General features: G+C 65.2%; 12 protein-coding genes and 1 rRNA gene. 6 read left to right on the top strand and 7 right to left on the bottom strand.

The features are described 5' to 3' along the window. Positions 1 to 150 precede the first annotated feature (150 nt). Complete coding sequence (locus BMZ43_RS19515; RefSeq protein WP_093255911.1) at positions 151 to 1,134, top strand: DctP family TRAP transporter solute-binding subunit; 984 nt, start codon at positions 151 to 153, stop codon at positions 1,132 to 1,134. Here the strand turns inward: BMZ43_RS19515 and BMZ43_RS19510 are convergent. Further along, entirely contained in the window at positions 1,131 to 1,442 is a 312-nt protein-coding gene (locus tag BMZ43_RS19510) for a hypothetical protein (RefSeq protein WP_371913894.1), read from the bottom strand. The genes BMZ43_RS19515 and BMZ43_RS19510 overlap by 4 nt on opposite strands. On the opposite strand from BMZ43_RS19510, the gene BMZ43_RS19505 reads away from it, so the two are divergent. Continuing rightward, positions 1,441 to 2,547 (top strand): alpha/beta hydrolase, encoded by a 1,107-nt coding sequence (locus BMZ43_RS19505; RefSeq protein ID WP_093255909.1) that lies wholly within the window; start codon positions 1,441 to 1,443, stop codon positions 2,545 to 2,547. The two genes, BMZ43_RS19510 and BMZ43_RS19505, sit on opposite strands and share 2 nt — an antisense overlap. Before the next feature lie 51 nt (positions 2,548 to 2,598). Here the strand turns inward: BMZ43_RS19505 and BMZ43_RS19500 are convergent, their stop codons facing one another. From BMZ43_RS19500 to BMZ43_RS19480, 5 genes are all read right to left on the bottom strand, one after another. Next, on the bottom strand, positions 2,599 to 3,036 hold the full coding sequence (locus BMZ43_RS19500; RefSeq protein ID WP_093255907.1) for an HhH-GDP family DNA glycosylase: 438 nt from the start codon (positions 3,034 to 3,036) through the stop codon (positions 2,599 to 2,601). A gap of 78 nt (positions 3,037 to 3,114) precedes the next feature. Then, entirely contained in the window at positions 3,115 to 3,540 is a 426-nt protein-coding gene (locus BMZ43_RS19495; protein ID WP_093255905.1) for a group I truncated hemoglobin, read from the bottom strand. Continuing rightward, positions 3,540 to 4,391, bottom strand: coding sequence for a DUF3034 family protein (locus tag BMZ43_RS19490; protein WP_093255903.1), 852 nt, complete (start codon positions 4,389 to 4,391; stop codon positions 3,540 to 3,542). The genes BMZ43_RS19495 and BMZ43_RS19490 overlap by 1 nt, the downstream gene beginning before the upstream one ends. Beyond that, a complete protein-coding gene (locus BMZ43_RS19485; protein WP_093255901.1) occupies positions 4,388 to 6,706 on the bottom strand; it encodes a putative bifunctional diguanylate cyclase/phosphodiesterase in 2,319 nt (772 codons plus the stop codon). The genes BMZ43_RS19490 and BMZ43_RS19485 overlap by 4 nt, the downstream gene beginning before the upstream one ends. After that, positions 6,690 to 7,355: a methylamine utilization protein gene (locus BMZ43_RS19480; RefSeq protein WP_082900488.1), complete on the bottom strand. Its 666-nt coding sequence runs from the start codon at positions 7,353 to 7,355 to the stop codon at positions 6,690 to 6,692. Before BMZ43_RS19480 ends, BMZ43_RS19485 begins: the two co-directional genes overlap by 17 nt. A gap of 228 nt (positions 7,356 to 7,583) precedes the next feature. On the opposite strand from BMZ43_RS19480, the gene lon reads away from it, so the two are divergent. From lon to cmoB, 4 genes are all read left to right on the top strand, one after another. Further along, positions 7,584 to 9,974, top strand: a complete 2,391-nt coding sequence (gene lon / locus BMZ43_RS19475; protein ID WP_093255899.1) for an endopeptidase La — start codon at positions 7,584 to 7,586, stop codon at positions 9,972 to 9,974. A 61-nt stretch (positions 9,975 to 10,035) separates the two neighbouring features. Next, the gene (locus BMZ43_RS19470; RefSeq protein WP_017639844.1) at positions 10,036 to 10,428 is read left to right on the top strand and encodes a protease inhibitor I42 family protein; all 393 of its coding nucleotides are present in this window, start codon (positions 10,036 to 10,038) and stop codon (positions 10,426 to 10,428) included. Positions 10,429 to 10,491: 63 nt separating this feature from the next. Then, positions 10,492 to 11,229 (top strand): carboxy-S-adenosyl-L-methionine synthase CmoA, encoded by a 738-nt coding sequence (cmoA, locus tag BMZ43_RS19465; protein ID WP_017639845.1) that lies wholly within the window; start codon positions 10,492 to 10,494, stop codon positions 11,227 to 11,229. Next, entirely contained in the window at positions 11,226 to 12,194 is a 969-nt protein-coding gene (gene cmoB / locus BMZ43_RS19460) for a tRNA 5-methoxyuridine(34)/uridine 5-oxyacetic acid(34) synthase CmoB (RefSeq protein ID WP_064309476.1), read from the top strand. Before cmoA ends, cmoB begins: the two co-directional genes overlap by 4 nt. 472 nt (positions 12,195 to 12,666) lie before the next feature. On the opposite strand, the gene rrf is transcribed toward cmoB, so the two are convergent. Further along, positions 12,667 to 12,782 (bottom strand): 5S ribosomal RNA (rrf, locus tag BMZ43_RS19455). Positions 12,783 to 12,974: the final 192 nt, after the last annotated feature.

Here is a 12,974-nt window from a genome sequence, read left to right as displayed (position 1 = left end):
TGGGTGTTGCCGTTAGAACGCCAGCGCGACGCCGATTCTCCCGGTCATCCGCCAAACGGCAGCCAACGCCTTCCCACAGGCCCTGTGACCTGACGTCGCACTGGTAAAGTACGCCTATAAGGATTCCAAGAATAACCACCAGGACCTGCCATGAAACCGTCGATCCTGGGCCTCTGCGCCCTGCTCTCCGCTGCCCTGCCCATGACGTCCAGCTACGCTGACGTCATTACTCTGAGGTTTTCCCATGTGGTGGCGCCGGAGACCCCCAAGGGCAAGGGAGCTCAGCTGTTCCAGCAACTGGTGGCGCAACGCCTCGCCGGTCAGGTCCAGCTGGAGGTGATGCCCAGCGGCACGGTCTTCGACGACGCCAGCGAATTGCAAGCCCTGCAGGACGGCAAGGTCGATATCCTGGCACCGGCGATCAGCAAGCTCACCGACCTCAGCCCCAAGCTCAAGCTGTTCGACCTGCCCTTCCTCTTCGAGAGTCGCGCGGCCCTCGATCACTTCCAGGCCCGCCCCAGTGGTCGCCAGCTGCTGCAGAGCCTGGAACCGGCCGGCATCATCGGCCTGGCCTACTGGCCCAACGGTCTCAAGCAACTGTCGGCGCGCAAGCCCTTGCGCGAACCCGGCGATGCCAAGGGGCTGGTGTTCCGCATCCAGAATTCCGAGGTCCTGCAACGCCAGTTCGAGGCCCTCGGCGCCACGGCGGTCAAGCTGCCCTTCAGAGAAGCCCTGCAGGCGCTCACCAGCGGCACCGTCAATGCCACCGAGAACACCTGGTCCAACTACTGGAGCCAGCGCCTCGACCAGCAGCAACGCTATTTCACCGAAAGCAATCATGGCGCCTTGGACTACCTGCTGATCGTCAAGGCCGACCGTTGGCGTACCCTACCCTTCGCCGTGCGCAGCACCCTAGAGGAGATCATCGACCAGGTGACCTTCGAGGTGAAGAAGCAATCCGAGGCGGAAAACCAGCGTGATCGCGCGCGTATCGCCGCTGCGGGCGGTAGCGAGATCATCACCCTCACCCCCGAGCAACGCACGCGCTGGCGTGAGGCCATGCGTCCGGTGTGGCAGCGCTACGAAGGCGAACTCGGCGCCTCCCTGCTCAAGGCCGCCGAGAACTCGAACTAGAACCGTTGCTGAGGCGGCTCGGCCCAGCGGCGCAGGGGCAGGCTACCCGGCTCACGGCACTGCAGATCGCGAAAGGGGCCGGCGACTCGGACCCAGCCCGGCCCCGGCGGCGTCTGAGTACAGAATTCCTGACCGTCCGCGTTGCTCCGCCAGCGCCAATAGGCCGCTGGCTCGGCGAAGGCCTCGGTGCCCAGCAGACCCAGCACAATGATCGCCAGACGCCTGCCAGCGGCCCATCGGAACCTCTCGCGCGATAACCGTGTCGATTTCAGGGTAAGCCTCCCGAATTCGCACAGGATCTCTGCCATGTCGCTGTCCCTCTTGCGTAGCAAACCTACCCTCCTCGCCCTGGCTCTGGTGGGTGCCGGCCTTGCCCTGACCGGCTGTGCCCGTGATCCGGAAAAACGTTCACTGGGCACCGAGGCCGTCAGCAATGCCAAGAGCATGGCGCGCACCGATGCCGACATGCAGAAGGTGCTGAACAAGTACGCCAGCTTCGATCCTAAAGCCGTGGAGAAACTCACTGCCCAGAAGGCCCGCAAACAGCCTACCATCGCCGATGCGGTCAAGGGTGTGCTGCAGGACGAGGGTCGTCCCACCCAACCCGAGGCGCTGGTGCCTGGCGTGACCAGCGTCGACCGCGCCGTGGACGGTGCCGCCGGCGTGCTGCCGGCGCGCATCTACACCCCCGAAGGCCAGGGTCCTTTCCCAGTCATCCTCTACTTCCACGGCGGCGGCTGGGTGTTCGCCGATCGCAATGTCTACGACGGTGGTGCCCGGGGCCTGGCCAAGCAGGCCAATGCCATCGTGGTCTCGGTGGATTATCGTCAAGCGCCCGAATACAAATTTCCCGCTGCCCACGACGACGCTCTGGCCGCCTACCGTTGGGTGACCACCCACGCCGGCTCGCTCAATGGCGATCCACAGCGTCTGGCCCTGGCCGGTGAAAGCGCGGGTGGCAACCTGGCGGTAGCGACCGCGGTCGCCGTGCACAAGGCCGGTCTCACCGCACCCAAGCACGTGCTGTCGGTCTATCCGGTGGCCCAGACCAACACCCACACCCCATCCTATGAGCAGTACGACGACGCCAAGCCGCTCAATCGCCCCATGATGCTGTGGTTCGTCGAGCAGGTGACCCGTTCGCCCGCGGACCTCAAGGATCCACGCCTGGATCTGACCAAGGCCGATCTCGCCGGCCTGCCGCCGGTGACCATCGTCAATGCCGAGATCGATCCCCTGCGTGACGACGGTGGCTTCCTGGAGACCGCCCTGCGCCAGGCTGGCGTCCAGGTGGAGCGCAAGGTCTATCCAGGCGTCACCCATGAGTTCTTCGGCACCGCTGCCGTGGTGCAAAAAGCCAAGGACGCCCAGGCCTATGCCGGCAGCCGCCTCAAGGCCGACCTGGGCAAATAATCGCAGCTCGCTCGTCCTGACCACCGCCGGCCCCGTGCCGGCGGTGTGCATTCAGTCAGGAAATAATAGCGGCCCTGCTTCGCGCATGAAGATCTCACAGGTCTTGGGCCCTACCCCCTTCAGCCGCTGCAGACGTGACTCAAAATCCACACGGTCCGTACTGGCGTCACGCAATCTCACGAAGCTGCCGCCATACGCCTCCTGCAGATGGTGACAGACGTCCAGCAAGCGCGTGGCCGTGCTCTCGTCATAACGCCGGTAATGCCCTTCGCCGAGATAGCCGACCAGTTGCTGCCGGCTCAGACCGAGCAGCTTGCGCGGCGTGTCGCGACCGTACTTGCGATAGAGCACCGTCCAGGCCTGGGCGGCGATACCCTGGGAGATGCGTTTGCCGAACAGGTAGCTCGCCAGGAACCAGCCAAACAGCGCCGGTTCGTCGTCCACCGCCAGCGTCAGGCCGAGATCGGCCGCTGAAGTCGTCTTGCTCAAGCCGTATCCCTCGCGTAGGCGTCTTGCCTAGGGAGGATCTCGCACGGCTGAGGTTCGAAAACAGCGACAGCCGGCAGGCTACTGGCGAATCACCTGGCCGCGTTGCGGCGCGAGGCGCGCCAGCAGGGCATTCTGTGTCCGCTCCGGGATGCCCTCACGCTGCATGGCCAGTTGCAGGTCTTCTACCAGCGCATTGAAGTCGGCGGGTTGCAGGTTCAGACCGCGATGACTTTCGGCCATGCTCGCCCCTTCATAGCGACAGGGACCGCCCGCATCAGCGCAGAATTTCTGGATGAGCAGACTGCGCAGGCGCGCGATATCGACATTGGCGAAGTAGTGCCGGATCCGCCCGTCACGCGCCACATTGAGCAGCATGCCCTCGACGATCCGGGTGAGGCCGGGCTGGCCACCCAGCTCCTGATAGAGCCGATCACTCGCCGGCGGCTGGGGCGTGCACCCCAGCATCAGCAGCAGCGCCGCCAGTACCAGCGTTTTCCCCTGCATCAGTAGCTCCCCTGCAGCGACAGATAGAGACCCTGCTGATCGTCCAGGGTGGCGATCTCGCCCAGCCAGGCATAGGCCAGCACCAGCGACAGGTGCTTGTTAGGGAAGTAACCGACGAAGGTATCCACCCAATCACTCTCACGGGTGAAAGACAGATTCCGCGGCTTCTCGCGATACTCCATGCCCACCGCCCAGCGAGGATTGAAGAACACCGCGGCCGAGCCTTCCTTGAGCCATTGACGGCTGTCGTTGCGATCGCCGCCGAAGCCCAGCAGCCCCATCTCGTTGGCGCGGCTGTACCTGAGACCGACGTTGATCAAGAGGTTGTAGCCGAAGGCGCCACCCAGCAACAGCCGACTGGCGCCCAGGTAGCCCTCGACATCGCTGTCGCGCCGTGCGCCCACGGCAGCAGGAATGCCGAAATCCCGTTGATGCTTGTACTGCACGCCCAGGGCGATCTGCGGCAGCCGGTCGTAGACCAGGTCGCCCGCCAGGCGCACCTTGGCGCCAACGATATCCTGGCTGAGGCTGTCTTCTTCGAGCTTCATCAACCGCCGCAGGGTCGGCATATCCAGCCGCTGCCGCGCATAGGAAACCTCCACCCGATTGTCGTAGGCCACCGCCAGGCCGGCCGCATCGAGCCGGTAGTCACCGGTCCACACCCGGCTGGCGAAGGCGGTCGCGCCGGGCTGACCGCTTTCGCCATAGCCACCGATCACCGCCCAGGGCGTGATGCCACCGCCCGCGGCGCCTTCCAGACTGCTGGCTCCCCCAGTGGCCAACAGCTTGCCGCCATCTGCCTGGACGCCGGTCGCCAGCAGCAGCCCGGCCAGTAGCCAGCCGCGGCTCATGACAGCGCTTCCAGCACCGGCATGCTCTGCCGTTCCATCCAGGCTTCGAATTCAGCGGCCGGCACGGGACGGCTGATGTAGTACCCCTGGATCACATCGCACCCCCAACTGCGCAGCAGGGCCAGCGCCCGGGCCTCCTCGACGCCCTCGGCGACCACCTCCAGGCCCAGGTTGTGGCCCATCTCGATGGTCGAACGCACGATGACGGCGTCATCGTTGCCCGGCGCCAGCTCCTTCACGAAGGACTGGTCGATCTTCAATTCGTCCACCGGCAGCCGCTTGAGGTGCGCCAGCGACGCCTGGCCGGTGCCGTAGTCGTCCACCGATAGCCGGATGCCGAGGATGGACAGCCGCGTCAGCAGCGCGATGGCGGCTTCGGGATCGGCCATGATGGCGCTCTCGGTGATCTCGAAGGTGAGCTGCCGCGCCGAGACGCCGGCGTCATCGAGCCAACCCATCACCCGCTCGGGCAGCTGGGTATCGGCAAGATCCACCGCCGAGACGTTCAGCGACACCTTTACCTCGCGGCCCTGGGTCTGCCAGAGCGCCAGCTGCCGGATCGTCGCCTGGATCACCCAACGGGTGAGTCCGGCCATGCTGCCGCTGCGTTCGGCCAGGGGAATGAATTCGCCCGGCGAGACCATGCCCAGCTCGGCATGGCGCCAGCGCAGCAAGACCTCGGCCTGGTGCGGTCCGCTGCCCTGCAGGGCCACCTTGGGTTGGAACACCAGCATCAATTCACCCCGCCCGCCCGCCAGCGGCAGATCCTGGACCAGTTGCAGACGCCGCTGCTGGGCCGCATCCCGCCCTTCATCATAGACCCGCAGGCGATCCGGCAACTGCCCGGCGTCGAGCATGGCACTGCGCGCCCGCTCGATCAGCTGGTTAGGGTCGTCGCCGTGGCGCGGATACTCGACGACGCCGATCCGGCAACTGAGGCGGAACAACTGCCCTTCCCACTCGATCGGCTCGGCCAGCGACAGGCGCAGCTGCTCGGCGAGTCCCACCGCGCCCTCCAGGCCCATGCGACAGGCCTGGACGAGAAATTCGTCACCTACCGGGCGCGAAACGCAGCCCCGGCCGGCCAGCAGCACCTGGGCGCGCTCGGCCACCATCCTGAGGATGCGATCGCCCCCGGCGACCCCGGCGCTTTCATTGATCGCCTGGAAACCATCCAGCCCCAGGTACAGCAGCGACACCTGGGATTGGGTGGCGATAAAGACCCGCAGCCGCTCCTCGGCCAGCAAGCGATTGGGCAGACCGGTCAGGGCATCGTGCAGGGCATTGTGATTGAGGCGCTGCTCACGCTCGGCGATTCCCTGGCGCATCTCCTCGAGCACCTGCGCCAGCCGACCGAATTCGTCCTGCCGCGGCACTTCCACCTTGACCGCGTAATCGCCCTGGCCGATCCGCCAGGACATGACCGACAGCTGCCGCAGCGGCTGGGCCAGGTTGCGCGCCAGCCATAACGCCCCCAGCAGCGCCGCCAGCAGCGCCCCTCCGGCGATCAGCGCCAGCTGCCTGAGCAAGGGCTCGAACTCCGCCAGGGCGACGTCGAGCGCGCGCAGCAGATAGACGTACACCGGATGGTCCTGGGTCCCCAGGGTCAATCGCTTGACCTGATAGAGCCGGCCACCCAGGGTCAGCTGCCAACTATCGCCGGTCCCTGGTGCCCGCGCGAGTTCCTGCACCAGCTGCCGCCCCTGCTCGTCCGGCAGGGTACTGGCCATGAGCGCGGCTTCGCCAAGGAAGACCACGTCCAGGTTGATCAGCGAGCGAAACTCCTGGGCCATGGCCTGATCCATGGCAAAGCTCATCACCACCTGGGCGATGGGCAAGGGCGCGCGGACCGGAACGGTGACCCGCAACTGTGGCAGGCCGGTGCCCGCCAGCACACAGCTGCCATCATTGACCGCCCCCACCGCGCCGGGGAGGCGCTCGCCTTCGCTGTGCGCGGCCACGGTGCTGGCGATCAACCGACCGTCCATATCCAACAGATAGGTATCGCCCGCGCCGACCCGGGCGCCATGATTGGCCAGCACCGAGCGCAGCGTCGGTACATCGCCACTGGCCACGGCGTCGCGAAAGCCGAAATCGGCGGCGAGCACGCGCACGGCGTCGTTCAGCCGCCGGCAGCGGCCGTCCAGTACCTGGCGGAACACCCGCGCCCCGGTATCGAGCTGGTCATAGGACTGGCGTACGGCACTGGCCTCGGTGGCGGCCTTGACCGTCAGATAGACCAGGGTGATGACCACCAGCATCAGCAGGAAGAGACTGCCGGCGATGCGGGTCTGGAAACTATGGATGAGCTTCATCGTGCGTGGCCTTGTGGAAGGCATCCTCGAAAGCCGAGCTCGCCGGTTCCGCCGGCTGCGGCTTCGGCTGAATCGCCAGCTGGAGTTTCAGGGTCACCGGCTTGCCCGCCACGTCCAGTGCGGGCTGGGCGACTTCCTGCTTGTCGCTGAGGTCGGGATGCCAGAGCGCCAGCTGATAATGACCGTCCGGCGCCTCCAGGCGGGCGCGGCCCTGGCTGTCGGTCACGGCGGAGCGCCCGGCAGCGGTCACATAGACGTAGCCCACCATCCAGTCGTGGATGTTGCAGCCCACCACCACCACGCCCGGCTGGTCGAACACTACCGGGGTGCTGGGAATCCCGTGATAGAGCGGCAACTCGAAGCGCTTCGGGCTGGAAAAGGAATAGACCTGGTGGCGGATATCATCGGTATTGGGAAAGCTCACCGCCGTCCCGGTGGCGACTGCCAGGACATGGGGGACGAACCGCCGATTCTGCTGGTCGATGGCCGCCGGCTGCCGCTCGGGCACCAGCCCCTGGCCCGACAGCATCACCACGGCATCGGCCAGGGGAGCGCCCTGGCTGTCGACCACCTGTACCGCGACCTCAGCCGCCTGTGCCGTCCCCAGGCCCAAGGCCAGCCATCCCGCTACCACCCAATGCTTGTTCACCCGCTGCTCTCCACCGCGCGCCTTTCGGATCTCTCGCCGGCTTTGCGGCGTGACCTCAGCTTTAGCGGCAGTGCCGGGGGAATCTTTATCGTGGCAGCGACCACTCGTTGCGCCGACCGTCGCACTTCGAGCGGTACCCGGCGGTCAAGAAGGACAGATCTTTGCCTGCGTTGAAAAACCAGCGCCCTCGCCCCATGTTGGCCCTACATCCAAGCCCAAGGTACGCCAATGAGCGATCAGGATAACCAAGCGGACATTCTCAGCGAAGAAGCCGGCCAGACCGGTCTGGTGCTGCCCGGCCAGAATCTTCCCGACAAGCTCTACGTCATTCCCATCCACAACCGCCCCTTCTTTCCGGCGCAGGTCCTGCCCGTCATCGTCAACGAAGAGCCCTGGGCGGAAACGCTGGAGCTGGTGGCCAAGACCGACCACCACTGCCTGGCGCTGTTCTACATGGAGCAGCAGCCCGGCGATGCCGAGGGCTTCGATCCCGACCAGCTGCCGCAGCACGGCACCCTGGTGCGCATCCACCATGCCACCCGTCAGGACGGCAAGCTGCAGTTCGTCGCCCAGGGGCTGTCCCGGGTACGCATCCGCGGCTGGCTCCGCCGCCAGCGCCCACCCTATCTGGTGGAAGTCGAACACCTGCGTCCCAGCCCCGATCCCAGCGACGAGGTGAAGGCCTACGGCATGGCGCTGATCAACGCCATCAAGGAGCTCTTGCCGCTCAATCCGCTCTACAGCGAAGAGCTGAAGAACTATCTCAATCGCTTCAGCCCCAACGATCCCTCGCCGCTGACCGACTTCGCCGCCGCCCTCACTACGGCGCCGGGCGACGAATTGCAGCAGGTGCTCGATACCGTGCCTATGCTGCAACGCATGGAAAAGGTCTTGCCGCTGCTGCGTAAGGAGGTCGAGGTCGCGCGCCTGCAGAAGGAGCTGTCCGCCGAGGTCAATCGCAAGATCAACGAACGCCAGCGCGAATTCTTCCTCAAGGAACAGCTCAAGCTGATCCAGCAGGAGCTGGGCATCACCAAGGACGATCGCAGCAGCGATATCGAAAGCTTCCGCCAGCGCCTGGAGGGCAAGATCCTGCCCGAGGCGGCGCAGAAGCGCATCGACGACGAGCTGAACAAGCTGTCCATCCTCGAGACCGGCTCGCCGGAATACGGCGTCACCCGCAACTACCTGGACTGGGCCACCGACCTGCCCTGGGGCGTTCATGGGCAGGACAAGCTCGACCTCAAGCACGCGCGCAAGGTGCTCGACCGCCACCACGCCGGGCTCGACGACATCAAGAATCGCATCCTCGAATTTCTTGCCGTGGGCGCCTTCAAGGGCGAAGTGACCGGCTCCATCGTGCTGCTGGTGGGTCCGCCCGGGGTGGGCAAGACCAGCATCGGCAAATCCATCGCCGAATCCCTCGGCCGGCCCTTCTATCGCTTCAGCGTCGGCGGCATGAGGGATGAAGCCGAGATCAAGGGCCATCGCCGCACCTATATCGGTGCCATGCCCGGCAAGCTCGTCCAGGCGCTGCGCGACGTCAAGGTGATGAATCCGGTCATCATGCTCGACGAGATCGACAAGATGGGCCAGAGCTACCAGGGCGATCCCGCCTCGGCGCTGCTGGAGACCCTGGACCCGGAACAGAACGTCGACTTCCTCGACCACTACCTGGATCTGCGCCTGGACCTGTCCAAGGTGCTGTTCGTCTGTACCGCCAACACCCTGGACTCCATCCCCGGCCCCCTGCTGGACCGCATGGAGGTCATCCGCCTTTCCGGCTACATCGCCGAAGAGAAGCAGGCCATCGCCAAGCGCCACCTCTGGCCCAAGCAGCTGGACAAGGCCGGGGTGCCCAAGGATCGCCTGACGCTCACCGACAGCGCCCTCAAGGCCCTGGTGGAAGGCTATGCCCGCGAAGCCGGCGTGCGCCAGCTGGAGAAGCAACTGGGCAAGCTGGTGCGCAAGGCGGTGGTCAAGCTCATCGAGGAGCCCAAGCTCAAGGTCAAGATCGGTGCCTCGGATCTCGAGGACTATCTGGGCATGCCGCCCTTCCGCAAGGAGCAGGTGCTGTCCGGGGTGGGCATCATCACCGGCCTGGCCTGGACCAGCATGGGCGGTGCCACCCTGCCCATTGAGGCGACGCGCATCCATACCCTGAACCGGGGCTTCAAGCTCACCGGCAAGCTGGGTGACGTCATGAAGGAATCCGCCGAGATCGCCTACAGCTACGTCACCGCGCACCTCAAGGACTTCAAGGGCGATCCGAATTTCTTCGATCAGGCCTTCGTCCACCTGCACGTGCCCGAAGGCGCCACGCCCAAGGACGGCCCCAGCGCCGGCGTCACCATGGCCTCCGCCCTGCTGTCGCTGGCGCGCAACCAGGCGCCGAAGAAGAACGTGGCCATGACCGGCGAGCTGACCCTTACCGGTCAAGTGCTGCCCATCGGCGGGGTCCGGGAAAAGGTCATCGCGGCACGCCGCCAGAAGATCGGCGAACTGATCCTGCCGGAAGCCAATCGCGGTGACTTCGAAGAGCTGCCGGCCTATCTCAAGGAAGGCCTGACCGTTCACTTCGCCAAGCGCTTCGCCGACGTGGCCAAGGTGCTCTTCTAGTCTGACCGCTCGACCTCTTGGGGTATGCTCTGCGTTTTGCCGTCATACCCCGGAGGTTTCCATGTCCCCCCGTCTTCTGTTCTGCAGCTGTCTGCTCCTGGCCGGTTGCAGCAGCACCCAGCCGAGCGGCAACCTCATCCTGGGTGACGACAGCGACTGCACCCCGCTGGTCATGCACACCGGCCAGGAACTGACCCTGACCCTGCCCAGCGATCCCACCAGTGGCTACCGCTGGACCATCCTCCAGCGCAGCGACAACCTCAAGCAACTCGGCCCGGAAGTCTTCCGCGAAAGGCGCCAGGATCAGGGTGGCATCGGCAGCGCCGGTCAGTCCCTCTGGCGCTTCCGCGCCCAGAGCGCCGGCAGCGCCCAGCTCGAACTCCAGGCGCGCCAGCCCTGGGATGCCGAAGCCGAACCCCAGGCCCGCTTCGACTGCCGCATCGAAATCCGCTGACGCCACGTCCTGCAACGCCTGCCGGGGGTACAATGCCCCCTTTGGATTTTCCAGGTACCGCCCATGAGCGAAGCCGACCGTCTGTTCGCGTCGCCGCAGCCTCCTGCCGACTTCACCTTCAACGAAGACGTGGTGCGCGTCTTTCCCGACATGATCAAGAGATCCGTGCCGGGCTATCCCACCATCGTCGAGAATCTCGGCGTCATCGCCGCACGGTTCGCCCAGCCCCATAGCCGTCTCTATGACCTCGGCTGTTCCCTGGGCGCCGTGACCCAAGCCCTGCGCCGTCATGTCCGCGCCGAGGGTACCCGGGTGGTGGCTATCGACAACTCCACCGCCATGGTCACCCGCTGCCGCGAATACCTCAGCGCTCAGGACTCCATGCACGAGGAGTTGCTGCCGGTTGAAGTGGTGGAAGCCGATATCCTCGACGTCCCGCTCGAATCGGCCTCGGTGATCGCCCTCAACTTCACCCTGCAATTCATCGCCCCGGAACAGCGCCTGGACTTGCTCAGTCGGCTGCGCGCCAACCTGCTACCCGGTGGCGCCCTGCTGCTGTCGGAAAAGATCCGTTTCCCGCAGGCCCAGACTCAGGAATTGCTCAACGGCCTGCACCTGGACTTCAAGAGAGCCAACGGCTACAGCGAATTGGAAATCGCTCAGAAACGTACCGCGCTGGAAAACGTCATGCTGACCGACACCCTGGACGAACACCGAGCGCGCCTGCAGGGTGCCGGTTTCACCACCGTCGTGCCCTGGTTCCAATGCCTCAACTTCACCTCCCTGATCGCCCTGCCATGACCCCACCTGCCTACCTCGCAACCCTGCAACAAAAGCTGGCGGACACCTCGCTGGCCGGCTGGTCCCAGGGGCTCGAAAGCGTTCTGGCCGCCAAGTACGCCCGCGGCCATGGTGACCTGCAACGCTGGCAAGCTGGCGTCGACGCCCTGCCCGAGATCGCGGTGGAAGGTATCGAGCTGCGTGAGGCCGTGCGCCTCGCCGGTTTTCCTTCCGCGGAGCAGCACCAGGCCCTGCGCGAAGCGCTGCTGCAACTGCGACCTTGGCGCAAAGGCCCCTTCCAGCTGTTCGATCTTCATCTGGACACCGAATGGCGCTCCGATTGGAAATGGGATCGGGTCGCACCCCATCTGGATCTGCAGGGCAAGCGCGTTCTGGATGTCGGCAGCGGCAACGGCTACTACCAGTGGCGCATGCTCGGCGCGGGGGCCAGCCTGGTCCTGGGCGTCGATCCCAATTGGCTGTTCCACTGCCAGTTCCAGGCCCTGCGGCGCTATCTCCCCGACCTGCCCACCTGGCACCTGCCGCTGACCCTGGAAGAACTGCCTGCCTTGGACGGCGGCTTCGACACCGTCTTTTCCATGGGCGTGCTCTACCATCGCCGCTCACCCATCGATCACCTGCTGGACCTGAAGAACTGCCTCGACAGCGGCGGCGAGCTGGTCCTGGAAACCCTGGTCGTTGAGGGCGATGCCACCACCGTCCTGGTCCCCGAAGACCGTTATGCCCAGATGCGCAACGTCTGGTTCCTGCCCTCCGCCGCCGCCCTGCAACTTTGGCTGCAGCGCGCCGGCTACCGCGATATCCGCCTGGTGGACCTCACCCCCACGACGGTGGACGAACAGCGCTCCACCGAGTGGATGGGCTTCCAGTCGCTACCGGACTTCCTCCACCCCGAGGACCCCAGCCGCACCGTCGAGGGGCTTCCCGCCCCCTTGCGCGCCACCCTGATCGCCCGCAAACCCTGAACGCAAAAAGCCCGGCACATGCCGGGCTTTTTCTTGCTCTGTCTTTGTAGGTTGGGCTAAGCGCAGCGAAGCCCAACACCTGGAAGCCAACCTCGCCCCCTCAACGCCCTGTCGCAGCTCGCTTGATACCTGCAGCAGACCTGATCGTTGAGCTTCGCTGCGCTCAGCACCAACCTACGCCGGTCCCTTGCCACTTCAAACACGACAGCCCGGCGCAGCCGGGCTGTCGGTGCTCTTGCAGACCTCAAGCCGCACCTGATGCAGCAAGCACAGCTCAAGCCTCAGCCGCACCGCCCCCGTCCCCTCTCCCCCCGGGAGAGGGCTAGGGTGAGGGCAACCTCAGCCGCATGACTGCCCGGCTTCCGCTGGCAGGGCTATCGGCCCAAACGCCTTGGCGTCTGGCCAAACTTTTCCCGCCCCAAAGACAACACCCCCGCCAGAGTGAACTGAGCGGGGGTGCTGGGTGTTAGGCGCTTGACGATGACCTACTCTCACATGGGGAAACCCCACACTACCATCGGCGATGCATCGTTTCACTTCTGAGTTCGGGAAGGGATCAGGTGGTTCCAATGCTCTATGTTCGTCAAGCAATTCGGTTGGCTGGCCAGGCGTTGAAGCTTACCTGGCTGGCCCAATTGGGTCGGTGATCGAAGTAGACAACTCGTCTTGGGTCTTGCGAACCCACGCGCCGTTTTCGGCGTCGTCTTCCTCACGCTCTGACCGCGGTCAGATTGTTTGGGTGTTATATGGTCAAGCCTCACGGGCAATTAGTATCGGTTA

The sequence above is a fragment of the Pseudomonas sp. Snoq117.2 genome (assembly GCF_900110545.1).
Lineage (GTDB): Bacteria > Pseudomonadota > Gammaproteobacteria > Pseudomonadales > Pseudomonadaceae > Chryseomonas > Chryseomonas benzopyrenica.
The sequence above is the reverse complement of the archived record's forward strand: the minus strand, read 5'-3'. Positions and strand labels throughout refer to the sequence as shown.

Coding starts and splice junctions, on each gene's coding strand:
- BMZ43_RS19485 (WP_093255901.1), bottom strand. CDS start 6,706: ATGAAGCTCATCCATAGTTTCCAGACCCGCATCGCCGGCAGTCTCTTC.
- BMZ43_RS19490 (WP_093255903.1), bottom strand. CDS start 4,391: ATGAGCCGCGGCTGGCTACTGGCCGGGCTGCTGCTGGCGACCGGCGTC.
- cmoA (WP_017639845.1), top strand. CDS start 10,492: ATGAGCGAAGCCGACCGTCTGTTCGCGTCGCCGCAGCCTCCTGCCGAC.
- cmoB (WP_064309476.1), top strand. CDS start 11,226: ATGACCCCACCTGCCTACCTCGCAACCCTGCAACAAAAGCTGGCGGAC.
- BMZ43_RS19510 (WP_371913894.1), bottom strand. CDS start 1,442: ATGGCAGAGATCCTGTGCGAATTCGGGAGGCTTACCCTGAAATCGACA.
- BMZ43_RS19505 (WP_093255909.1), top strand. CDS start 1,441: ATGTCGCTGTCCCTCTTGCGTAGCAAACCTACCCTCCTCGCCCTGGCT.
- BMZ43_RS19495 (WP_093255905.1), bottom strand. CDS start 3,540: ATGCAGGGGAAAACGCTGGTACTGGCGGCGCTGCTGCTGATGCTGGGG.
- BMZ43_RS19470 (WP_017639844.1), top strand. CDS start 10,036: ATGTCCCCCCGTCTTCTGTTCTGCAGCTGTCTGCTCCTGGCCGGTTGC.
- lon (WP_093255899.1), top strand. CDS start 7,584: ATGAGCGATCAGGATAACCAAGCGGACATTCTCAGCGAAGAAGCCGGC.
- BMZ43_RS19515 (WP_093255911.1), top strand. CDS start 151: ATGAAACCGTCGATCCTGGGCCTCTGCGCCCTGCTCTCCGCTGCCCTG.